Source organism: Bacillus testis (assembly GCF_001243895.1).
GTDB lineage: Bacteria > Bacillota > Bacilli > Bacillales > DSM-1321 > Bacillus_AD > Bacillus_AD testis.
Window position 1 is genome coordinate 3,234,329 of sequence record NZ_LN851186.1, and the last position, 23,339, is coordinate 3,257,667.

Annotated in this window: 23 protein-coding genes and 1 pseudogene; 8 read left to right on the forward strand and 16 right to left on the reverse strand. The window is 41.6% G+C overall.

Features of this window, described 5'->3' with window-relative positions:
- Window positions 1–54: 54 nt before the first annotated feature.
- The gene (locus BN1765_RS15990; protein ID WP_050616078.1) at window positions 55–1,131 is read right to left on the reverse strand and encodes a bifunctional 3-deoxy-7-phosphoheptulonate synthase/chorismate mutase; all 1,077 of its coding nucleotides are present in this window, start codon (window positions 1,129–1,131) and stop codon (window positions 55–57) included.
- A 424-nt stretch (window positions 1,132–1,555) separates the two neighbouring features.
- Here BN1765_RS15990 and pilM point away from each other — a divergent pair, with 424 nt between their 5' ends.
- On the forward strand, window positions 1,556–3,730 hold the full coding sequence (pilM, locus tag BN1765_RS15995; protein WP_050616079.1) for a cell division FtsA domain-containing protein: 2,175 nt from the start codon (window positions 1,556–1,558) through the stop codon (window positions 3,728–3,730).
- 47 nt (window positions 3,731–3,777) lie between these two features.
- Here pilM and ytxJ read toward each other — a convergent pair whose 3' ends face one another.
- The 3 genes from ytxJ to BN1765_RS16010 are packed head-to-tail and all read right to left on the reverse strand — an operon-like array spanning window position 3,778 to window position 5,436.
- Window positions 3,778–4,233, reverse strand: coding sequence for a bacillithiol system redox-active protein YtxJ (ytxJ, locus tag BN1765_RS16000; RefSeq protein ID WP_315969839.1), 456 nt, complete (start codon window positions 4,231–4,233; stop codon window positions 3,778–3,780).
- Between the two features lie 30 nt (window positions 4,234–4,263).
- Entirely contained in the window at window positions 4,264–4,884 is a 621-nt protein-coding gene (locus BN1765_RS16005) for a YtxH domain-containing protein (RefSeq protein ID WP_050616080.1), read from the reverse strand.
- Window positions 4,885–4,920: 36 nt separating this feature from the next.
- Window positions 4,921–5,436: a DUF948 domain-containing protein gene (locus tag BN1765_RS16010; protein WP_050616081.1), complete on the reverse strand. Its 516-nt coding sequence runs from the start codon at window positions 5,434–5,436 to the stop codon at window positions 4,921–4,923.
- A 184-nt stretch (window positions 5,437–5,620) separates the two neighbouring features.
- Between BN1765_RS16010 and BN1765_RS16015 the strand changes: the two genes are divergently transcribed.
- Window positions 5,621–6,736 (forward strand): aminopeptidase, encoded by a 1,116-nt coding sequence (locus tag BN1765_RS16015; protein ID WP_050616082.1) that lies wholly within the window; start codon window positions 5,621–5,623, stop codon window positions 6,734–6,736.
- An 88-nt stretch (window positions 6,737–6,824) separates the two neighbouring features.
- On the opposite strand, the gene murC is transcribed toward BN1765_RS16015, so the two are convergent.
- The 4 genes from murC to BN1765_RS16035 all read right to left on the reverse strand — a co-directional run bounded on the left by murC (window position 6,825) and on the right by BN1765_RS16035 (window position 13,363).
- Complete coding sequence (gene murC / locus BN1765_RS16020) at window positions 6,825–8,126, reverse strand: UDP-N-acetylmuramate--L-alanine ligase (protein WP_050616083.1); 1,302 nt, start codon at window positions 8,124–8,126, stop codon at window positions 6,825–6,827.
- Between the two features lie 863 nt (window positions 8,127–8,989).
- Complete coding sequence (locus tag BN1765_RS19650; RefSeq protein ID WP_230199538.1) at window positions 8,990–11,824, reverse strand: DNA translocase FtsK; 2,835 nt, start codon at window positions 11,822–11,824, stop codon at window positions 8,990–8,992.
- A gap of 396 nt (window positions 11,825–12,220) precedes the next feature.
- The gene (locus tag BN1765_RS16030) at window positions 12,221–13,024 is read right to left on the reverse strand and encodes a DUF1444 family protein (RefSeq protein ID WP_050616084.1); all 804 of its coding nucleotides are present in this window, start codon (window positions 13,022–13,024) and stop codon (window positions 12,221–12,223) included.
- Window positions 13,025–13,051: 27 nt separating this feature from the next.
- Window positions 13,052–13,363 carry a thioredoxin family protein gene (locus tag BN1765_RS16035; RefSeq protein WP_050616085.1) on the reverse strand — a complete coding sequence of 104 codons (312 nt, stop codon included), beginning with the start codon at window positions 13,361–13,363 and terminating at the stop codon, window positions 13,052–13,054.
- 961 nt (window positions 13,364–14,324) lie between these two features.
- Here BN1765_RS16035 and BN1765_RS20820 point away from each other — a divergent pair.
- From BN1765_RS20820 to BN1765_RS16045, 3 genes and pseudogenes are all read left to right on the forward strand, one after another.
- Window positions 14,325–14,648, forward strand: a pseudogene (locus BN1765_RS20820) (HAMP domain-containing protein); the annotation flags it as partial.
- 6 nt (window positions 14,649–14,654) lie between these two features.
- A complete protein-coding gene (locus BN1765_RS20825; protein ID WP_390621209.1) occupies window positions 14,655–15,596 on the forward strand; it encodes a methyl-accepting chemotaxis protein in 942 nt (313 codons plus the stop codon).
- A 291-nt stretch (window positions 15,597–15,887) separates the two neighbouring features.
- Entirely contained in the window at window positions 15,888–16,100 is a 213-nt protein-coding gene (locus BN1765_RS16045; RefSeq protein WP_050616087.1) for a hypothetical protein, read from the forward strand.
- A gap of 61 nt (window positions 16,101–16,161) precedes the next feature.
- Here the strand turns inward: BN1765_RS16045 and BN1765_RS20150 are convergent, their stop codons facing one another.
- From BN1765_RS20150 to BN1765_RS16055, 3 genes are all read right to left on the reverse strand, one after another.
- Window positions 16,162–16,299: a hypothetical protein gene (locus BN1765_RS20150; protein ID WP_154666093.1), complete on the reverse strand. Its 138-nt coding sequence runs from the start codon at window positions 16,297–16,299 to the stop codon at window positions 16,162–16,164.
- Window positions 16,300–16,396: 97 nt separating this feature from the next.
- The gene (locus BN1765_RS16050) at window positions 16,397–16,912 is read right to left on the reverse strand and encodes a DUF84 family protein (protein WP_050616088.1); all 516 of its coding nucleotides are present in this window, start codon (window positions 16,910–16,912) and stop codon (window positions 16,397–16,399) included.
- Window positions 16,913–16,934: 22 nt separating this feature from the next.
- Entirely contained in the window at window positions 16,935–18,005 is a 1,071-nt protein-coding gene (locus tag BN1765_RS16055; RefSeq protein WP_050616089.1) for a M42 family metallopeptidase, read from the reverse strand.
- A 268-nt stretch (window positions 18,006–18,273) separates the two neighbouring features.
- On the opposite strand from BN1765_RS16055, the gene BN1765_RS16060 reads away from it, so the two are divergent.
- A complete protein-coding gene (locus BN1765_RS16060; protein ID WP_050616090.1) occupies window positions 18,274–18,588 on the forward strand; it encodes a PepSY domain-containing protein in 315 nt (104 codons plus the stop codon).
- 32 nt (window positions 18,589–18,620) lie between these two features.
- On the opposite strand, the gene BN1765_RS16065 is transcribed toward BN1765_RS16060, so the two are convergent.
- Entirely contained in the window at window positions 18,621–19,466 is an 846-nt protein-coding gene (locus tag BN1765_RS16065) for a YtnP family quorum-quenching lactonase (protein ID WP_050616091.1), read from the reverse strand.
- Window positions 19,467–19,588: 122 nt separating this feature from the next.
- Here BN1765_RS16065 and BN1765_RS16070 point away from each other — a divergent pair, with 122 nt between their 5' ends.
- Window positions 19,589–19,810: a hypothetical protein gene (locus tag BN1765_RS16070; protein ID WP_050616092.1), complete on the forward strand. Its 222-nt coding sequence runs from the start codon at window positions 19,589–19,591 to the stop codon at window positions 19,808–19,810.
- A gap of 77 nt (window positions 19,811–19,887) precedes the next feature.
- On the opposite strand, the gene trmB is transcribed toward BN1765_RS16070, so the two are convergent.
- Complete coding sequence (gene trmB / locus BN1765_RS16075) at window positions 19,888–20,538, reverse strand: tRNA (guanosine(46)-N7)-methyltransferase TrmB (RefSeq protein WP_050616093.1); 651 nt, start codon at window positions 20,536–20,538, stop codon at window positions 19,888–19,890.
- A 177-nt stretch (window positions 20,539–20,715) separates the two neighbouring features.
- Here trmB and BN1765_RS16080 point away from each other — a divergent pair, with 177 nt between their 5' ends.
- Window positions 20,716–20,997 (forward strand): YtzH-like family protein, encoded by a 282-nt coding sequence (locus BN1765_RS16080; protein WP_050616094.1) that lies wholly within the window; start codon window positions 20,716–20,718, stop codon window positions 20,995–20,997.
- Here the strand turns inward: BN1765_RS16080 and BN1765_RS16085 are convergent.
- The 3 genes from BN1765_RS16085 to BN1765_RS16095 form a co-directional block, all read right to left on the reverse strand.
- Complete coding sequence (locus BN1765_RS16085; RefSeq protein ID WP_050616095.1) at window positions 20,988–21,776, reverse strand: phosphotransferase family protein; 789 nt, start codon at window positions 21,774–21,776, stop codon at window positions 20,988–20,990. The genes BN1765_RS16080 and BN1765_RS16085 overlap by 10 nt on opposite strands.
- A 342-nt stretch (window positions 21,777–22,118) precedes the next feature.
- Window positions 22,119–22,304, reverse strand: a complete 186-nt coding sequence (locus BN1765_RS16090; protein WP_050616096.1) for a diacylglycerol kinase catalytic domain-containing protein — start codon at window positions 22,302–22,304, stop codon at window positions 22,119–22,121.
- 37 nt (window positions 22,305–22,341) lie between these two features.
- Window positions 22,342–23,310: a hypothetical protein gene (locus BN1765_RS16095; RefSeq protein ID WP_069203044.1), complete on the reverse strand. Its 969-nt coding sequence runs from the start codon at window positions 23,308–23,310 to the stop codon at window positions 22,342–22,344.
- Window positions 23,311–23,339: the final 29 nt, after the last annotated feature.

The following is a 23,339-nucleotide window of genomic DNA, read 5'->3' on the forward strand; positions in this document are numbered from 1 at the left end:
AACGACAAAAAAGAACGCCTCATTAACAAAGCGTTCTTTTTCAGCTATCCACATTCAGTTCATAACTTTCATTTGGGTTTGCAGACCAGCCAAGAACTGGTCGAATTCTTGGAAATCCATTTGTTGCGCAGAGTCAGAAAGAGCAACACTTGGATCCGGGTGCACTTCAGCCATGATGCCGTCTGCCCCAATCGCCAAGGCTGCTTTTGCGGCCGGCAACAACAAGTCTTTTCGTCCAGTAGAGTGCGTTACATCAACGAACACCGGTAAATGTGTTTCCTGTTTCAAAATCGGTACGGCCGTAATATCTAGTGTATTTCTAGTCGCACGCTCGTATGTCCGGATCCCGCGTTCGCATAATATAATCTTTCCATTACCCTGTGACATGATATACTCGGCTGCATGAATAAATTCATCAATTGTAGCAGAAAGCCCGCGTTTCAATAGCACTGGTTTGTCAACTGCTCCTGCGGCCTTAAGCAACTCGAAATTTTGCATATTGCGCGCACCGATTTGAATGACATCCAAATAATCGATGGCTGTTTCGATATCGGCTGGATTCACAATTTCCGAAATCACAGCCAAGCCGTATTTGTCGCTGATTTTCTTTAGGATTTGCAAGCCTTCTAAGCCAAGCCCCTGGAAATCATATGGCGATGTTCTTGGTTTATAGGCACCGCCCCGTATGAACTTAAGGCCTTTTGATTGTATGACTTCGGCAGCAGCAGCGGTCTGTTCATATGATTCCACCGCGCAAGGGCCAAACACCATCGTTGGTGTTCCATTCCCTACAAGCTGGCCCTTAATATTGATGATTGTGTCTTCAGGCTTTTTCTTCCGTGAAACAAGCAAAGCTTTTTTCTCTTCATCTTTCTGAAGATCCAGGCTCATCTTAAAAATTTCTTTGAATATATGTTTAATGATGCTAGGGGACAGCGGGCCTTGATTGTTCTCATCAATCAAATTAAGCATTTCTCTTTCACGAAGCGGATCGTATTTGTTTACTCCTTGTTTTTCTTTCACACGTCCAATTTCCTGTACAATTTCAGCTCTTTCATTAATCAATTGTAGGAGTGAAAGATTAATGCTGTCTAATTTTTCACGAAGCTCATTTAATTCAGTATTGCCCATTGTCCACCCATTCCTTTCTAAACTTATTTTTTTGTGTATCCTGTGCTTAGTCTCCCATCTTAAACGAGAGTTAAACGATTGAACATTGGGATTGTTCAACCCAGCCATGAAAAGAAAGTCTATTTTATTGGGGTTTTCACTTAATCATAACGCAAACGGAGTCCCGCATAAAACGAAATTACTTCCACAAGCTGACTTCAACTGCATTATAATTTATGGTACATTTTTATATAATTAGAGATTATTATAAAACAAACGTTTTTAAAAGTCACGAAAAACTTTTATTACTTAAACGCTTTTAAGCACTAAAGTAAATAACTGCATTCTTAAATAAAAAAGAGACTATAATTCTTGATTGATTAATACGATAAATTATAGTAGGCGGAAATACAAAGATGGATATTGAAAAAAGAAGGTGTAATCCATGCAGGAAAAACTATTTGCTTTAGATATAGGGACGCGATCTGTTGTTGGCATCATCATCGAACAACAACAGAATCGCTATTGCGTGACTGATATCCTATCCCAGGAACATACAGAACGAGCGATGCTGGACGGCCAAATCCATGACGTGCTTGCTGTATCAAAGGTGATTGCGGATTTAAAAGAGAAAATGGAAGAAAAGCACGGAAAATTGACTCATGTCAGCGTTGCTGCTGCCGGAAGAGCCTTAAAAACAGAAAGAGCAATGGTTGCTGTCGACATACAAGGCAAACCGATGATGGACAAAGAAGATATTTTGCATCTGGAACTGAGTGCAGTACAGCAGGCACAATCCCAAGTAGCTGAAACATATCAGGTGGACAACAGTTTTAATTATTATTGTGTCGGCTATTCTGTATTGTATTATCGATTAGACGGAATCGAAATTGGAAGTCTCATCGATCAAAACGGCCATGAAGCATCTGTAGAAATCATCGCTACCTTCCTCCCAAAAGTAGTTGTTGAATCATTGATCTCCGCTTTGAAACGTGCTGATCTGCAGATGCAAGCATTAACCCTGGAACCGATCGCTGCCATCAATGTCTTGATCCCTCCATCCATGCGGCGATTAAATGTTGCATTGGTCGATATCGGGGCAGGAACTTCAGACATTGCCATTACGGATTTGGGCACCGTGATTGCTTATGGGATGGTTCCAACAGCCGGCGATGAAATTACGGAAGCCATCAGTGACCACTTGCTGCTCGATTTTCCTTTGGCTGAGGAAGCAAAACGAAAAATAAACACAGAGGAAAGCATCACGATAAAGGATATATTAGGGTTTGAAGAAGAAATGGCTACTTCAGAAATTATCGAGAAGATCACCCCTTCCTTGGAACATTTGGCTGCCCAAATCAGTGATGAAATATTGAATCTTAATAATAAAAAGCCTCCTAAAGCCGTCATGCTCGTGGGGGGAGGAAGCCTTACGCCAAGACTGCCTCAACTTCTGGCTGAAAAACTGCAACTGCCGGAAAACCGAGTGGCAGTCAGAGATGTATCGGCCATCCAGAGTGTTGACATCAAAGATACTGTTTCCAAGGGACCGGAGCTTGTTACACCAATTGGGATTGCTTTGGCAGCCCAGCAGACGCCTGTACAATATGTTTCCGTGACTGTCAATAATATGACCGTCCGTTTATTCAATATGAAGCAAATGACAGTTGGCGATTGTTTGCTTGCCGCCGGGATAAAAGTGAATAAATTATATGGAAAACCCGGATTGGCTTTGATTGTGGGCGTGAACGGGCAGTCTATTACCATTCCTGGTAAACACGGCAAAGCCCCTACCCTTCTTCTGAACGGTAACCAGGCATCCTTGAAGGATGAAGTACACGCGGAAGATGCTATAGAGGTAGAACGGGGCGCAGACGGAGGAGAACAAAAAATTCGCATCAAAGACCTGCTGGATCATATTCCACGCAAAACGGTTACCATTAACCAAACGAAATATGTCATTGAAGCAGTTATCAAAAAGAACCAAAAAATAGCAGACCCTAATGATTTTGTCGAAGACCATGATGAAATTGTTTGCAAGCTGCCGGAAACCATTCAATCCTTATTGGCTGCCCTTGGCTTGGCTTCCCAGCTTGACCAACTCCAGCCGTTCAGCCTGTATTTGAACGAAAAACAATATATTATTCCTGCTCATGCAGGATCGCTGACCAAGAACGGAAAAGAAGTCACTGCCTCTTCTCCGATTGAAGATGGAGATATCATCATAATTAATAAAGCAGGCAGCCAACCCACAGTGAAGGACTTGCTCGACGCACTGCAGATTGAAATGCACTATTCCATACCCGTCACCTTTAATGGCAAGCCACTGATTCTGCAAAAACGAAAAACTGAAATTTCACGCGCTGACAAAGTACTGCAAGACCATGATGTCCTATCGAGAGGCGATCGACTGCGGCTTATACACAAACCGGAACTGCCCTTCATCTTCCAGGATTTGTTCCGACACGTAGAAATTGACTTTCCCGCATCATCGAGTGCATTTGTTTTAATGAAAAATAATCAGGAAACTAGTTTCCACGAACAGCTCAATCCCGGTGATGACCTGACTATTATGTGGCCTGCTAGCGCCAATGAAAAAGCACCTTACCCCTATAAGTAAGGTGCTTCCTTTTTATAAATAAAAATTTTCGCCGTTCAAGACTCACCTTATTCCTCCAACGCTTTTGTCAACGAATCGACAGTAATACGCCAATGGGATTCATGCCAAGCCACATCTCCATTTTTAAACAAGATTGCTTGTGGTGATTGGTGCTTTACATGATACGTATCCGCAATACTGTTAGACAACTCCTTATCTTCCTGTACAACTAGATATAATGAAGTAAGCTCTGGGTGCTCTTCAGTGAATTTTTCGTATTGTACAAATGCTTCCGCACTGATCGGGCATGTTGAACTATGCTTAAATATTAAAACTTTATCGTTTTTCAATTGATCTTCTAGTTCTTGCTGCGTATGGATATGTTGCTTTGCCATTGTCGCACCTTCCCTTCCTGTTTTTACACATTTCGATTCCATCATTGTTCTATCTCTGGCACTCAGAAGCCCGTCGCTTCTTAGTGTATCCAAAAAGAAATAAGCGATGAAGCAATTTTGCTGCTTCATCGCTTACAGCTCTCCCATCAAGGAACTTTCTTATTTTGAATATTGGTTTTCTGTTTTAGCAAAAGCTTTTTCTGTTTCTTCCAATTTCATTTTCGCTTGATCTGACTTGGAAGAATGGTCTTGCTTATCATCTCTTTTGCTATTAGCAGTATGATTATTGTCCTTTTGTTTATTCTGAGAGTGTTGATCCTTAGAATCGGATTTGCTATCTTGGCCTTTTTTAGTCATATTTTTCACATTTTCCATAACAGCTGCGGATTGCTTGCTCACCTTGTCATTGATCGTACTGGATTTCGATTTGGCTGCTTCCGCTAAATCACTGCCTTTTTCTTTTAGTTGGCTTGTTTTTTCAGAAGCCATTTTTTTAATTTGTTCGGTTTTTTCAGTTGCAACCTGTTTGAACTGTCCGCCTTTATCGGCAGCTGTTTTTTTAAGGGTTTCTGTCTTATCTGATAGAGATTTTGCACTTTCATTCAGATCACTGCGAAGTTCTTTTCCAGATTTCGGTGCAAGGAGTAAAGCGGTTGCTGCCCCTACAAGGCCCCCAATAATTGCGCCTGCAATAAATCCATTCGAACCTGATGCTATTTTTTCGCTTTCGGCTTTCGTATTGTCTCTAGAAAAGTCTTTTTGATAATCGTTTGAACTCATAATATGTTTCCTCCCTATCTGAATTTAAAATCAATATTAGTTTCTTGAGCGCAAAATGCGCTTTTTGGCTAATAATGCACTTTGTTCAGCTTCCTGTTCATTTAAGAGAGCTTGCTTTTCAGTAGAAGTTGGTTTCTTGGCCGCTTTTCTGCTCTTCCATGAATCTCTTAATTGGAAGAAGGCATTGCCCCATTGTACGATTTGTGCAATCTTATCTTGGTTTTGGACAAGTTCGGTTTCCACTTTGGCAGAAACTGTTTGAATGCTTGTGTTGAAACTTTTCAAAGAAGTGCCCACTCCCTTGACCGCATCCACTACGGTATTCAAATCTTCAGACTTTTTCTGTAGATCTTCAGCAAGGGCGTTTGTTTTATGTAACAACAATGTGGACTCGGTCGCGATACCTTGAAGTTGTTTCTCCAGATCAGTCAATGTGTTAGAAACACTATCCAACGTCACTTTTACAGACGTTAGTGTTCTAGCTAAATAAATGACTAATATTAAGAATGCGATTGCGGCTACCGCGGCACTCAAATACAAAATAATCTCCATGTTGACACCTCCATCAATAGTACATACTGAATAATTACCCATCACATCATATTATAAACTAAACTGACAGGGAAACAGTCAAAAAGTTAAAGCCTTCTCCTATAATTTTGAATGTTTGAGCAACGTATTGGTTTATAAGGTACAATAGAAGATGTAACAGAATTTATAGAGGAGGATATACAAGATGAAAGACCCACGAATAGACCAGTTAGCTTATAATTTGATCAATTATTCTGTCAAATTACAAAAAGGAGAAAAAGTACTAATCGAAAACTTCGGCCTGCAACGAGAATTGGTCAAAGCACTTGTACGCGAAGCATACAAAGCGGGAGGTTTCCCTTTCGTTTCTTTGAAAGACCAGCAAGTCGACCGTTCTCTTCTATTGGGCGCCAATGAAGAACAATATGAAATGATGGCGCGCTTTGAGGCTACCGTCATGAACGAAATGGATGCTTATATCGGCTTGCGCTCCGGTGACAACATCAATGAGCAGGCAGATGTCCCAGCTGACAAAATGCGCATTCACGGCAATACAATCGGTAAAAAAGTACATACTGACATACGCGTACCTAAAACAAAATGGGTTGTGTTGCGTTATCCTAACAGCGCAATGGCACAGCTGGCAAAAATGAGTACCGATGCATTTGAAGATTTTTATTTCAATGTCTGCAATTTGGATTACAGCAAAATGAGCGCAGCCATGGACAATTTGGTCGAGCTAATGAATAAAACCGATAAGGTCCGATTGGTTGGCCCAGGCACTGACCTAACATTCTCTATCAAAGATATCCCAGCCATTAAATGTGCGGGCGAAATGAATATACCGGATGGAGAGGTATATACAGCCCCTGTAAGAAACTCAGTGAACGGAACAATCTCCTACAACACTCCTTCACCTTACCAAGGGTTTACATTCGAAAATGTCAAGCTGACTTTCAAAGACGGAAAAATTGTCGATGCACAAGCTAATGACAGCGACAGAATCAATAAGATTTTTGATACGGATGAAGGTGCGCGCTATATCGGAGAATTCGCTATTGGTGTTAATCCTTATATTCTCCACCCAATGCAAGATATCCTTTTTGATGAAAAAATTGACGGCAGCTTCCATTTCACGCCTGGACAATGCTACGATGATGCCTATAATGGCAACAGTTCAAATATCCACTGGGACATGGTGAATATTCAGCGACCTGAGTATGGCGGCGGTGAAATTTACTTTGACGGGACTCTCATCAGAAAAGACGGCTTATTCGTAATCCCAGAACTTGAATGCCTGAACCCGGAAAACTTAAAATAAGTAAAAAAAAGCCCGACCTATTGACTAGGCCGGGCTTTTTGTTTAAATGAACAGAAAACAGTCCAAGCACTTCCTGTTCATTTAAACATCAAATTGCTAATTGTTCATACGCATACTGGAACTTTTGAATATCCCCAGCTCCCATAAATAAGATCACACTGTCATCGTACGATTTTAAAGGAGACGTATCTTTTTCATTCAAGATTTCGCCGTTCGGAACAATCGCTAACAGATCGTCAATTGTCAATTTCCCTTGATTTTCACGGGCGGATCCAAAAATATCACACAAAAATACTTTATCAGCCATATTGAGGCTTTCGGCAAACTCATTTAAGAACTTTTGGGTTCTTGTAAATGTATGCGGCTGGAATACAGCTACGATTTTCTTGCCAGGATACTTTTTGCGTGCCGCATCGATCGTTGCCTTAATCTCAGTAGGATGGTGGGCATAATCATCGACCAAGACCTGCGATCCGGCCACTTTTTCAGAGAATCGCCTTTTGACGCCATTAAAACTCATAAGTTGTTCTTTTACAATGTCAACATCCACGTTTTCATATTTACATAATGCAATGACAGCAAGAGCATTCAATACACTATGGTCACCGAAAGTCGGGATCTTAAACGTATCAAAGAATGTATTGCGGACATACACATCAAATGAAGTACCCTCAGAAGACGTTTTGATGTTCCGGGCCTGGAAGTCATTTTCTTCATTAAAGCCGTAAAAGATAACCGGAACTTTCGCCTGGATTTTTTGAAGTTGATCATCATCTCCGCAGGCAATAATCCCTTTTTTGACTTGGAGGGCCATCTCCTGGAATGCACTGAAAACATCCTCAAGACTCGAAAAATAATCAGGATGGTCAAAGTCAATATTGGTCATGATCGCATAATCAGGATGATAGGACAAGAAATGGCGGCGGTATTCGCATGCTTCAAACACAAATACCTCAGCATCTTTCTCCCCTTTTCCGGTTCCATCGCCAATCAGGAATGATGTAGGCTTAGCTCCCTTAATGACATGCGCCATCAAACCGGTTGTCGATGTTTTTCCGTGCGCGCCTGTGATAGCCACGCTAGTAAAATTCTGGATAAAATCCCCCAGAAAACTGTGATAACGGATGACCGGCACGCCCATTTCCTTTGCCCGCTGAATTTCTTCATGCGTATCAGGGAATGCATTGCCTTGGATAACGATCATATCTGATGTTATATTTTCCTTATCAAAAGGAAGCATTTTAATTCCTGCTTTTTCTAAAGCAACTTGCGTAAAAAAGTATTTTTCATAATCTGAACCTTGGACTGTAAAGCCTTTGTCGTGCAAGACAAGAGCCAGTGCACTCATGCCAGATCCTTTTATTCCAACAAAATGATAAACAGCAGTCATACGAGAACCTCCAACAATCGTCCATCTGCAGTACAGCATATGACGTTTTGCATTTTTTAGTCGCTACAACAAACCATAATGCTCTAAAAAATGGGAGTATAGCATACTACACTCCTAAATAAATATTATATCATAAAAAATAAACCATGCCAAAAACTCTTCGGATTAACAAAAGCTGAAGTGCCCGTTCAGCGTCGTAGAAACTGGACCGGTTCTCTGATCGATAAAGGAAACACGAAGAGCTTGCGATTCGATGTTGACTTATCGGAAAGAGCAACGGGAAGTTTCCTAGACGTTGGGCACTGAAGCTGGATGATACAAAAGCTGAAAGCGTCGTTTAGCCCCGACAAGCTTAAGCTTAACACCCGTCCAGCTAAAATTCAACGATTCAGTCGGGCGGCTTTTGATACCATGCATCATTCTTACCCATACATTCGGCCTGTATTTACAATTTTAGCTGCTGGCTGCCTCTATCCTTCAAAACAAGTAACTAAATGATGGAACCAGTCTGTTATACCATTAACTATATTATGCTAGTTGTACCTATAACCGGAACATAATTCTGATGTAACGAAAAACGTCTGTCTCCTGTGAATATAGCAGAATCCCTGATCTCTGGCTGTTTTATCTATAGTATATACATTCATTTACCAGAGGTTCTAAAGACCGCTGTGCTGCTTTTCTCTTCCTCGGAAAGAACACATTATTAGACTGGCATGTTACCCAGAAGTACTATTTGCACCAAAAAATAAGCAGGGTTAAACGGTAAACCGTTTTTTCCTGCTTATTTCTTCAGTAATACGAATGAACATTATCCCATTGGTTCAACTAATGATCAGCGGGGAATGAATGCCCCCACCACTTTATGCCTGTTCGGACTCAAGTTCCATCCATTCCTGCATATCGTCTTTGGACATAAGGACATCCCGCGGTTTACTTCCTCTTGCTTCAGAAATAATTCCGCTTTCCTCCATCATATCCATCAATCTTGCAGCTCTGTTATAGCCTATATGGAACCTGCGCTGAAGAGAAGATGTACTTGCTCCTCCCTGGAAGACTACAAATTCGCAGGCTTCAAGGAATAGTTCATCCCGTTCTTCGCTTATTTGCGCTTTGGAAAGCAAATCTTCTTGCTGGAACAAATATTGAGGCTTCTGTTCTTTTTTGACAAAGTCCACTATTTCCTCAATCTCTTCGTCGCTGACAAACGTTCCTTGAAGTCGGACATTCTTTGATGATCCATTTTCAACGAACAGCATGTCTCCCTTTCCGAGCAATTTTTCTGCCCCTGCACTATCAATAATCGTTCTTGAATCAACCTGAGATGACACAGAGAAGGCAATACGCGTAGGAATATTCGCCTTAATCAGCCCCGTTATGACATCGACTGAAGGACGCTGTGTCGCTACAATCAAATGGATGCCGCAAGCCCTTGCCTTTTGGGCAATCCGGCAAATGGCTTCTTCCACTTCTGCTGGGGACATCATCATCAAATCGGCCAATTCATCAATGATAATCACAATATAAGGCAAACGATCACTATGCTGGTTATGTTCTTCCGCCTTTTTATTAAAGCGTTGGATATCCCTGACACCTGTGTGCGCGAATAACTCATATCTCCGTTCCATCTCTTCAACAGCCCATTTCAAAGCAGCTGTTGCTGCTTTGACATCCGTAATGACAGGAGAAACAAGATGAGGGATATTGTTATAAGGAGCCAGTTCCACCATTTTGGGATCAATCAACAACACTTTCAGCTCTTGCGGCGTCGCCTTATATAACAAGCTGACTAACATCGTATTAATGCAGACACTTTTCCCTGATCCTGTCGCCCCCGCTATAAGGCCATGCGGCATTTTGCGCAAATCGGTCACAATCGGAGCACCAGTAATATCAAGCCCCATTGCGACAGTCAAAGGAGATTCGCTGCTTTCGAATGCTTCGCTTTCTATAATTTCCCGCAGGAATACCGGTCTGCTCGTCCGGTTAGGGATCTCTATGCCAATCGTATGCTTACCGGGGATAGGGGCTTCCATACGTATATCCTGGGCAGCGAGACAAAGCTTAATATCATCCGTTAAATTCGTAATTTTATTTACCTTCACTCCCGCTTCGGGCTGCACCTCAAACTGTGTGACAGCAGGACCTTGTGTAATGTTTACAACACTCGCCTTCACATTGAAGTTTCGGAGAGTTTCATTAAGCATGAATCCTTGCTGATCTAGCCAATCATCATCGACTAAGTTTTCCACTGCTGGATGCAACAGGTCTACTGAAGGGAATTGATAATAAGCAGGTTCTTCTGTAAACTCCTGATCCTCATCAACAGGCGGCTTATCGTCAGAAACAATCCGTTCGACCGCTGCAGGTTCAGCTGGAGGAGCAGGAGTTACCGCCTTTTTTGGCGCTGTCACCGATTTATGGTTCCAACTTTCACGATCTTGGCGCAACATAACAACATTAAAAGGAATATGCTTTCTTTTTGGCGCTGGCGCAGATTCCTCTTCTAGCTGTTCTTCCCCTGTTTGCTGTTCTTGAGGTGCAGGGCTCTCAGACTGAATTGGTTGCTGGACTTGCTCTACAGCAACAGCTACTTCTTGTTGGGCCTCTTCTGGCTCTGCAGGCGGCACCTCGGGAACAATAGCCAAATCGATGTTGTTCTCTGCTTTTTCCTCTTCTCTTTCTAAAGAAAGGCTATTACAATTGTCTTCTCCCTCCAGGTTTACGTCTTGCTTTAATAGCGGTGTAACGGTGGATTCGTTCTGTTCCGCTCCCTTATTCAATCCTATCTCGCTAACCGAAGCCGGCTGCATGGCCGTAGCTGGCTGTTCTTCAGTAACGGCTGCCGTCGAAATAACCTCTGCTTTTACAGGAAGAGAGGAATCAATCAATGTCTTAGCTTCCGCCTTTTCCTCATTGTGGAGAAAAGGAACTTTCCTCTCTTGCACTGGTTGCGTTTCTTCTCGATGAGGTTGAAGTTCCGCTTTTCTTAAAATAGCTGGAATATCTTTGTCTTTTTCAACGGAAGAAACTCCGCCCTGTTGGCGCTCCCTCCCCTCTTTTCTCGATTCAAATAGAGGAAAAGGATCTTTACTTGAATTCGGTGGGAGCTCGTGCTCACTATCAGCTTCTACTTTTTTAGGCGGCCTTTTTTGAAACCCATATATAGGTGAGGGAATCTCCGTTGGCCGGAACGGTCGCTTCCCATTGTGAGCAGGAGGGTCATCATGCACCTTTTCCTCTATCGGGCTTTTCACTAATCTGGATGGAATTCGGTGAGTGGTATGCACATGAGCGGTTCGCTCTGAATATAAATGGCCCCTTTCAGGTCTTGGCTCTCTGGGCTTCCTTCTCTCTGGAACTGTGTAATCCGGAATGACCGGAAAGCGGAATTCTCCTTTAGGGTATTGATAACTGATTTTTGCATCTATTTCCTGATACTTAGAATAATAATTTTGTTGCTTCTGGCTTACAGCTTTCTTTCTTTCAACTGGAATGATCGCTTCTTCCTTGTTATTCTTTTTTGGAAATTGATTTGTTTTTGTAATATAAGTACTGTTTGAATCCGTTGTAATTTTGACGCCTCTATTTTTAAGCTCTTCTAGATTTAATTGTTCATCTTCATCGAGCACGATTTCTTCTATTTCAATCACTTCATCGGCTTTGAACCATTTAGTCACTTTACTAAGCCATTTCAATACAATCACTCTTTCTTTCTTATAACAGTATTATGCTTTTTATTTTAACAGTAATTTCTTAAATTTCGAGTAAAAATACCAGAATTGAAACAGATGACACACTTTTTATACTTTCGCCCCATTTTTTCTCCAAAAGTGCATCCAAATCTATCTGCAAATCTAACTAATGAATATTTATTATTTTAGTATATGGGTAATATTAAATTTTCAGCATTTTCCTAAATACCCTTTTTCCGCATGAATAAACATTCAAATTTTATCCATTTCATCATATCACAAGTCATGCAAATACGTCTGATTTCTATGAGAAAAACGTAGCTTTCTTCTTATCTTTAAGGCGCAGCGGAATATTCAACAACTTTCCCGCATAAAAAATGACCGCCAAAGGCAGTCATTTTAATTCTTCGTTTTATTTTTTCCTAAGATAAATATAGGTTCCAGTTCGCCTTTATCGTACAAAAATGAAAGCGCGGTGATCGGGATATGGCCGCCCGCAAAGAAACTCATGCACATCTGCGCCAGAATATCATATCCTGTCTGGTTCCGTACATCCGCTATAATGCATACGTCGCCATGGGGAACAGCCACTGCCATTTCGCCCTTCATCTTTTTTTGCATACGATCGAGCCACTCGATATTCAATATCTTAGCAGCATCATAACCATCTTTCGTGCTTAGAAAATAAAAATCATTGCCAGCGACCGTATCTTTCTTTACTTCTGTGGAGAGCATTTTAAGATTTTGCATAGCCATTTCATCTAACTGCCCGCTCGTCCAACCGCTGCTTTTCAACATGTCTTGATCAATCAAACGGTACGTATTGCCTAAGTCCAATGCATAGTATACTCTGGTTTCAGCACTGTGTTCTTTTGTCACAAACACTTTTCCATCCTGATCTTCCAAAGGGAAAGAAGTGCTTCTCACGACGGGAAAAATACGGGACTGAGATCCTTCCAATGCATAATCTGTCTCCATCGCTTCCAAAGCCTCTGTCACATAATATACTGTTTCGCTGATAGCAGACTCTAGATTCTCTTCTGCTTTGGCAACAAGTTGATTCAAAGAAACAGTCATGCCTTTATTGCTCTTCTTATTAACAACCCTAAGCGTTTCTTCCTTGGCATTGTATGTGCAAATGCGGTGTTCGCTCTGAAGCCGGTCACATAAAAGCTCTTTAATCTTTTTTGCTGTTATTTTCATGAAAGTGCCCCTTTATTTAGCCTAGTCTTAAAGAGATTGCAAAAAGCTTTCAATCTCTTCTTTTGTCTTGGAATCCTTGCTGACAAATCGTCCAAGCTCCGTGCCATGGCTGTAAACGATAAAACTTGGAATCCCGAAGATATCATTTTCGATACAAATATCGATAAATTTATCCCGATCTACATAGACAAAGGTAAAATCGTCAAATTCCGTTTCAATTTCTGGCATGAATGGTTTAATTAACTGACAATCTCTGCACCAGTCGGCAGAAAATAAGAACACGACTTTGCCAGTATCCTTCCATTCTTTATATTGCGCTTCACTTTCTAAATAAACCATTCCAAAAACCTCCGTCTAATTTTGCTTTAAATAGTACAAACGTTATTTATATAGTAATAATAGCAAAAATACGCATCGCAACCAACCTATTAAACCTGCCCGGCCGATTTAAAGGCTACCTGGCTAGGACAGATCATAGATTGTGGTAAAATAGGCCTGATTTTATTTGAAAATTTAAACATTATAGTATTGTTTTACTATTTGAAAAAATCTATACTATTATAAATATCCCTTTTTTCTCCAAAATACAATACTAAAGGATGAACTACAAATCATGAAAACAATCAAATCGAAGATTCGATTCATCGTGTTGATGTCGGTCCTTGGACTTCTTATTTTCTTTGCTTTCAATATAGTTTCAAATGCGATACGGGATAAGGCAGAACAAAAAAATGATGCGCTGTCTTCTGTAGTGGTCGCAAGCAAAGATATTAAAATCAACCTGCAGCAAGCAAGAAAATATGAAATACAATATTTGCGAAATCCTCAGGAATCGAGCGCAAAAATGGTAGAATCAACTATTAACGATATTCATAAACAAACAGCTGCATTACAGAAAGAAAATAAAGATAACGCCAGATTGGCTAAGCACTTCAACCAAATTGACCAATCTGCCCAAAAATATCTGGATGCCTTTAAAACGTTGACAGCCATGTACAAAAAAATTGGATATCTTCCGACAGATGGCCTTAGAAATGAAACAAATCAAAAAGGACTTGAAATGGAAACACTCCTATCCAAAACGGGCAATCAAGCGCTAATCGATAGATACTCCTACATACGGAAACTGGAACAAATCTATTTGAATACTAAAAATGAAATTATTTATGGAGAGATAAGCGGCAGTCTGGCCACACTGGAAGAAAGCTTCAAAACCAATACCGCCCTTCTCGCCAGCTTGGAATCTTATAGTAATCATTTCACCGAAATGGTATCTGTCTACAGGGATACAAGCCGCTACATGATCAATTTTGATACGAACGCCAAGGAGATTGAAAATGCCGTCACCGAAGTCGGCGACATTGTCCTCCAAGAAAAGGCCAAATTAGATGACCGCCTGAAAAAACAAAACGAAGAATTGGCTTTAGTGTCCATAATTGCTTCTGCCATAATCATTATTGTACTGCTTAGCATTTCTTACTATTTAACACTATCGATTCTGCGACCAATTGAAACGCTAAAATCCGGTTCAAAAAGGATTGGAGCCGGAGAGCTAGGATACCGGGTACCGATTACCAGACGGGATGAAATAGGCGAGCTTTCCCATTCATTTAACGATATGGCAGAAAAAATGCAGAACACTTTGTTGCAAGTCACTGCTTCCATCGAAGAATTAAACTCTTCTTCCCAGCATTTAGCTGCCATTTCCGAAGAGACAACCGCACAAGCCAATGAAGTGAATGAGGCTGTAAGACAAGTGGCGGTCGGTGCATCTCAGCAAACCGAACAAATTGAAGATGGAAATGATGTCATGAGACAAGTTGAACAAGCGATCAAGGATACAGGGCAAATATCAAAAGATATCTACCAAGAAGCATTATTGACCGAAAAACAGGGCCAGAATGGCATCCAAACCATCCATTCCCTAGAAAGAACATCTTCCCAGTTTTTAGATTTGGCGAATCACCTTACTACCCAAGTCCGTTTGGCAGCTGACAAATCCGCCAACATATCCCAAATCGTTAATACCATCCAGGAAATCGCTGAAAATACAAACTTGCTCGCCCTAAATGCAGCCATAGAATCCGCACGTGCCGGCGAGGCTGGAAAGAGCTTTGCGGTGGTGGCAGCTGAAGTGCGCAAACTATCTGAACGAACAAAGGCAGAAGCCCTTCTCATACAGGAATTAATCCTCAGTATGAATCAGCAAATGAGTGCTTTGCTTAGCGATTCTGAGCAGTTCAACGAATATAAAACGATTCAGAGCAAGTCCGTTTCATCCACCAAGAATGCATTTGAAAGTATTGTAGACCATATCACTCATATCACCGGCAAGGTGGCTGTCATTCAGGAAGCCGTACAAAATGTGAAGTCGTCCAACTTGTTGCTTGCCAATAAGATGCATGATATTTCTGTCATTTCCGAGCAATCCGCAGGCGTCGCCGAGGAAGTCAGTGCATCCAGCGAAAATCAAGTGACGGCCATTTTGCATGTGAGCGAAGCAGCCAACCAGTTGAGCCATATCGCAAATGATCTTCAAGTCATTGTGCAAGAATTCCAATTGAATGGATAAAGTGAAACTTTAATCGGCGGGAATTTCTAGTAGACCCCCACCGATTAGGTCCAATCGGATTTTTACTGAGGCTTGATCTTCCGCTCCCATGTTGAATTGAAGGTAAAATGGGATAAAATCCGTACGAATTTTTTTGATTTACTAGAGAAAAGCGCCCAATAGGATCATAAGAGCGGCTGTATGCTATACTTGATATTTGAAATTTGCTGTATATTTTTCTTAAAATATGTAACAATTCTCAAAAGGATGATATACTACTATCAAATCTACAGAATGGTGGCTAAAAACTGTATGCATGTTTTATTATTCACGATGAATGGGCCGTTGCTAAAAGATATGATTGGCACCTTCCTATTCGCTTTCAGTGTAATATTTCTCGTAGGCTTTGTTCTTAATAAACTTGCAAGAATCAAAAAGGATTCTTTTCATCCACAACAATTCTTGATTGCTTTTATTGTTTCGATATTAATTACTGCCGGCAGCTATTTAGGTTTAATTAATTAAACCTATTGCTGGCCGGACAGATGCTTCTATATAACAAAGGGCCGTGGGCATAAGCCAGCTTCTAAACACTCGTTTGGACAGTTGCCTGCCCGCTCACACCCGATTGCCAATTCAAATGGATCTTCAGTAAGATGGCAACTGCCCCTGTACAGCCATCTTGCTGAATTTTTTCGTTGTCATAAAAGCCCCTGCTTCTCATCTATTAACTTCTAAAAATGTAAGATTTATTCCAAGATTTCTTCCACCTTATTCTTAAAGAATTAAACTCTTTGATCCCATAAAAAAAAGAGCAAGGATTATGCATCCTTACTCTGATAATCGCATTGCCCGAAAAGCATACTTATAATATGTTCGAACATCTGACTCCTTGTGAGCTTGTTATTGGTAAAGACACCAATTGCCCCTTCACGTTTGCTTACGTTCAGCCTTTGGGTAAAATCAGCCATAATCGGCCCCAACTCTTCCCCTTGAAGAAGCCGGGCTTCAACCTCTTTTGGGATTGGAATGCGTGCGCCCCCTGCGATGATTGGTTTCTCTCCTTCTTTGACGAGCGCTCCCCAATTGCAGAGCATTAATCCATAGGCAGTCTTTGTGACGCCTCCCTCCAGGCCGATGCCCATTTCACTTCTCGTTTCTTCGAGAGAGGCCCAGGCGCGGTTAATGGCTCCCTGAATTGTTTCTTCATCGGAAAATGGCTGGTCCGCCACCCCTGATGATACATCCACCGCTACCAGTTCATCGCGGGTTTCATCAATCATGGACAACACAGCCTTTATCTTGGCCGGATTTTTACTTCCTATGCTTATGATCATGTAGTTTCAGCCTCTTCATCCATTACATACTTTTGATTGCATCGACCGTCGCTCTGTCTGTTTTTTTGACAAGTGCAATCAGCAATGCTTTTGCCGCTTCATAATCATCCACAGAAATAATGCTTGCATGCGTATGAATATAGCGCGAACAAACACCGACAAATGCGCTTGGAACACCTTCATTGGAGATATGGACTCTGCCTGCATCAGTGCCTCCCGGTGATACAAAATATTGATACGGTATATGATTGCTTTCTGCTGTATCCAGAAGAAACTCTCTCATTCCTCTATGGGTTACCATGGAGCGGTCATAAATACGCAGCAATGTCCCCTGCCCCATTTTGCCAAACACATCTTTACTGCCTGTCATATCGTTGGCCGGGCTGGCATCCAGGGAATAAAAAATGTCCGGTTTAATCATATTCGCTGCCGTTTGTGCTCCCCTTAACCCCACTTCTTCTTGGACTGTTGCTCCAGCATATAAGATATTCGGCAGATTTTCATTCTGTACATTTTTCATTAATTCAATGGCCAATCCACAACCGATCCGATTATCCCAAGCTTTTGCAAGGATTTTCTTTTTATTGGCCATCGGTGTAAACGGGCAGATGGGAACAATCTGCTGCCCGGGCTTAATGCCGATTGCTTTGGCATCTTCAGCATCATCAGCCCCAATATCAATCAGCATATTTTTGATATCCATCGGTTTGGATTGTTGCGCTTCGTCCAATAAATGGGGCGGAATGGATGCGATTACACCGATGACAGGCCCCTGATCGGTTATAATCTGGACGCGTTGAGCCAAAAGAACCTGGCTCCACCAGCCGCCAAGCGTTTGGAACCGAAGCAGTCCGTTCTCTGTGATTCCTGTCACCATAAATCCTACTTCATCCATATGTCCGCCAACCATGACTGTTGGCCCTTTTGGATCTCCAACTTTAACGCCAAATATACTTCCCAGTCCGTCTTGGACAATTTCATCACTGTATTTTTCTAATTGCGAACGCATAAATTTGCGAACCTCGTGTTCAAAACCGGAAGCTCCCGGCAATTCAGTCAGTGTCTTATATAATGCCAACGACTCTTGATCCATTATGTACTCTCCTTTTCTCTTCGATATGCTACATTCTTATTCTATAGGAAGGACTGAACAAGAACCAACAAATAAATATACTATTTTAATTTTTCAATTCTATCTATATTTTTTCGATAAATGGGTATATAAACCCTGTGCACCTATAAGCTCGATTCCCCTGTCTTCCATTGAGTTTACTGTCGCACTTAGTTATAATGAGAAATAAGAGGAGCTGGAATTTGTTTCTCTGGCAGGAATTTTTCTCTAAAATCAGGAGGTTAATCATATGAAATGGCAAAGTATCGTACTTGGGGCCGCAGCAGGATTTATATGCGGTTATGCGGCTAAATGTGTGATCGACAACAACAACACCCCATCTCCAGATGACGTACTGACACATGTGAAAGATGCAGTGAAAGAAAATGGAAAAGTAATCGGCTCCTGGATTTTGATGAAGCCTGAAAGCTATGTGAAAAATGGGTTGCAGTATGAAGTCTTCAAAGGCGGATTAACCAAAATAGACAATGATGAACAAACCCAGTTTGAATTTGTGGCAGACGCCACTACCGGAACTGTGTTGGATTTAATTCCACAAACGTAAGAAGAAAGCGAATGCCGCTTTCTTCTTTTTTGTTAAGTCCGCGGGATGGAACTCAGGATTGTTCTTCCGTCTTCACTTAAGGTAATGGCCCGATAAAATGCATCATGATAAAACGTGAATAGCGCTTTATGCGCAAGTCCATATTCCATCCATTTCTGTTTCTGCCCTATAGAGTCCATTGGATAATCATCAAATGCCAACACCCACAGTACATTCGTATGGGCGTGGGTGGGCATGAGATCTGCCATATGCAACAGCACTTGATCGCCCTGCTTCATCACAATGATACTATGGCCATCACTGTGCCCGCCGGTATGATGCATGGTAATGCCCTCACCGACATCCACTTCCAAATCAAATGTCTCTACTTGGTTCTGAATAGGTTCCCAGTTTTCCTTCCAATATGTATTTTTAGAGCGGATATTAGGATTTCTCATTTCGTTCCATTCAATCGAACTCGTCAGGATTCTTGCATTTTTAAAAACAGATACTAATTTTCCGCCTTGATATGCGGTTAGCCCGCAGGCGTGGTCGAAATGCATATGTGTCATGAGAATGATATCAATATCATCTGCAGTGATCCCTAGTTTATTCAAGGATTCTTCTACATCCGATTCCTTCTCCACACCATAATTACGTTTTTGCTTTTCAGTGAATTTACCGTTTCCAATTCCAGATTCTATAAGAATATACCGATTTGACGGCGTCTTTATTAAGATCGGGTCAGTGGGCAGTTCAATCTGGTTGTTGTCATTATGAGGATATTTTTTTGACCATAATGGCTTTGGCACCACGCCGAACATAGCTCCGCCATCCAGATTGGTTATGCCTCCATCAAGCCAGGTAAGCGTCAGTTCTCCAAATTGGATTGTATCCATAAAAATCCCTCCTCCCCACCAGTTTATCAGATATTTCCAGGCTTCGTCATCTTTTATCAGATAAGGGTTACTATTCTTACATAAAAGGGAATTATAAACGAAAAGACAGGAGGTTACATCTTATGGATCAAGCATGCCCATCATGCGGAAACCGCCAAATTGAAAAAGGAGTGCTTTCAGCAGGATTTTCTGCGCTCCAGCTCCATAAAAAAGGGCAACTGCACAGTAAATCATCTCCCGTGGGAGCCCGCTATTGCAGCAAGTGTGGACATATTTTATCACTGTATGTGGAAAACCCCGATATACTCGGAGGCCATGAAGCGGATTCTCCAAAATCAAACTGAACATTCGCAGAGAAAGCCATTAAAAAATACCCGCCACTGGGACAATGGATGCTTGTCCGTGTGCGGGTATTTTTTGCTTATTTATTAGCCAGGAACTGCGCCTCTACTCGGTAAATGCGGCTGCCTTTTTTACTGAATTTCTCTTCATACTCTGTCATAATGTTCCCCTCATTTTGGGCGCTATCATGCAAATGAAGGTTAACATCCTTTAGGATCATCCCATATTGGGACATACTGATTAAGGAATATTGGAACAGGCCGCGATTATCGGTCTTGAAATGGATTTCGCCCGCTTCCGGAAGAATATCTTCATATACATTCAGGAAAGAGGAGTATGTTAAACGGCGTTTCTCATGGCGGGTTTTCGGCCATGGATCAGAGAAGTTCAGATAGACTCTAGAAACATCCCCTTTTTCAAAGTAATCCCTTAAATCGGCAGCATTCACCGCAAGGAGCTTCAGATTAGGAAGCTCTGCCTCCAATAGACGGTCCAGCGCATGTACAATCACGCTCTCATACGCTTCAATGCCAATATAATTAATCTCTGGATTTGTCCGGGCCATCTCTGTTATGAAACGGCCTTTCCCAGTGCCCACCTCGATATGCAGAGGATGGTCATTGCCGAAAAGCTCGTTCCATTTTCCTTTATGGTTTGCCGGTTCAGCTACAACATATTGTGGATATTCATTTAATTTATCTTTAGCCCAAGGCTTATTTCTTAAACGCATATTGACACTCCCCATTTAATTTACGTAGAAAACATATCATGTAAATGATGCGCACGCAAGTTGCATTTAATTATCGTCAACATTGCATATATTGCTTCCTAACGTGACAACCTACAAAAGAAAAGCCCCTTCCCGGAGCTCTTGCATTACTTTACTTATGAAAGGATGGAATAACGTATGCCATTAACACAACAGCATCAGATAGCTGTCTTGCGTGATATTCTGAATAACCATCAAAGCGATGCTTGCGGTTCTGTTTCAGAATGCGAACAAGTGGAAAGGCTTGTTGAAGCATTGTTGGCTAAAGGGGAGTTGAATGAACAGCTCATCCCCATCCTGAACGAAATCCAGCAATACAGCCATACCGGTGCCAGCACGGAAGATTTGAATACACATATAACTGCACACCAGGAGCAGTTATCCCAGTGGATTGATGGTGTGGACCAGTACTACTCCTGATGATTTTCCAGCATTTTTTCAAGTTTTCTGTACCAATGGTTCATTTCTTCAAATCGTTTTTTTAGTTTATGCCATTGGATAAAGGATAGGCATTGGGAAATCACATACCATTCCATTCGTTTACGCAGGGATTCACTGTCACCAATACCATACTTTTCGAGCCATGAGCTCCATTCATTTTTTGCTATATAGGAATGAAGGAGCATGCCGAGGTCAATAGCAGGATCGGCAATCATGGCTCCATCCCAGTCGATCAGATAGAGATGCCCGTCTTCGGATAGCAGCCAATTATTATGATTGACATCACAATGGCATACGACTGCCTCATCGCAATAAACGTCAGGAAGCATCTCCTGTAAAATGGCCAGCGCTTTTTGCACCCGCTCATCGCTGAGTACTTCCCCATCCAATATAGCTTTTGTATGTTCAAAAATCTGTTCCGGCTTTAAAGGTGCCTTCCCCAACCGTTTCAGCATCGTCAATAAAGGCCGGGATTGATGAATCTTCCTTAATAAGTGGGCTACCTTTTCTTGGTTCATTTCATCATGGGTTAATTCTCTGCCGTCCATCCAGCGCTGCGCCGTTATGACATCCCCACTTTCCAAACGCTTTGTCCAGATCAGTTTCGGAACAATGCCTTCAGCTGACAATACCGCCAGAAAAGGCGAGGAGTTTCGCTTCAGAAAAAGTTGTTGATCTTCGTTTCGGGCTATGAAAGCTTCACCAGTCGCTCCACCTGCAGGAGTTATTTCCCAATCCTGACCAAATATCTGTTCCAATGTGGTCACCTTCAATTTCATTCAATCACTAAATTTATAATATGTACGAACTGTCGCACTCTATTTATACCTTTTTTCTTTCCAATAAAAAAGACAGCTATTGATCCTTTTTAACATAACAATAGCCATCTATTATAAATATTAGAGAAAATAGATTAGCACGTCAAGTATATGCTTTTAAAAGGAAAAAAGAATGGTTTAGATAACCGCTGTCGAGTTGCAATAAAAATTAATATAACATGGATTGCTACTGTTTTTCAATGTTAAAGATATGCGTCTGTCAGCGGTCCAGAAATGATTGAAAGGCCACCGGTGCTGAAGGATTTATACTGGCACCATTTGCTACTCATGTATGGTGCCGTCGCCTACCGCAATGGTGGCCGGTCTCTGATGTTCTTTCGCTATCCGTTTTGCGAATTCGATCGCATGCTCAGGGTATTCTGTTTCATACAATGTATTAGGAATGCGCTCTTGCTGGGAAAACATTCCGCCCAGCTTTAAATCCTCTTGCTTTTTTGCTGTATGCATATTGCCATTCTTGATGATATATAAATGCCTTTGTTCACTATTCCTCTTCTCGATCCATTGAGTGGTCAATTTCCTCAGTCCAATCCATTCGCATGGTAGAAGTCGTTTGGCAGTAATCCAACAGAGCTTCCCCACCTTTCAGTTGTTGATGTTTAAGTGGAGCGCTGCTGTTTCTCATGGATTGGAACCATTCGGGAAAGCTTTTCTTGTCCAGGATGTGGATGTCATGAGGGGCGGCAGGAAAGTTTATATATCCTTCCCTTGAAATGATTGCTTTTTTGACAGGCAAATCAACACCAGCCAAAGAATATAACTTTTTGACGATTGATTCAGTCCTTTGCAATCCCATCATTGGACTCAGGACTTTTTTATCCGGCCGTTGATGGTGCTTACGGATCCAAAAGGCGTTTTTGCCGCCCAGATAAACCGCCTGGTCTTCATGTTCCAGAAAAGAGACGCACCAAGTCTCAGTCGGCGTACAAATAATGGTCTCTGTCTCAACCGGAGCTTTTTTTAACAGAAAGATCGGCTTGTACAGCATAAGATACGTATCGGGAAAACGCTGCAGCAAGAACTTCAGCTTTTCATCCAAATACAGGCTCTTATCCACATAGGAACGTTCTCTGATTGTCGATGTTGCCCATTTCATTTGAAAAAGAAACAATTGGTTGAGGAAAGATATTTTTAACTCTTCCACTGTATCCGGCACAAACGGAATCTCCAATTTAAAACCTGGAGACGGCTGGGCCGGTTCGGACAAATGATCTTCTGGCCTTTCCTTTTTTTTCTTGAAGGCGTTTTTTACCCTGCCAAAGACAGAAGACGGTTCCTCTATCCATCCATCTGTTTCTTCATCATTATTTGCACTTTTCAAGGTGCCGCTATAAAAAGCATCTTCAATATGATCCCATTGTTGTTTTTTCAAACGAAAAAATTGGGTTGGATAACGGAAAATATCCAACTCGTAGCGTGATATGTAATCTTGCACTTTAATAAGTTGAGCCATTATTCCCTATCCCCTTTTATATTTGATTT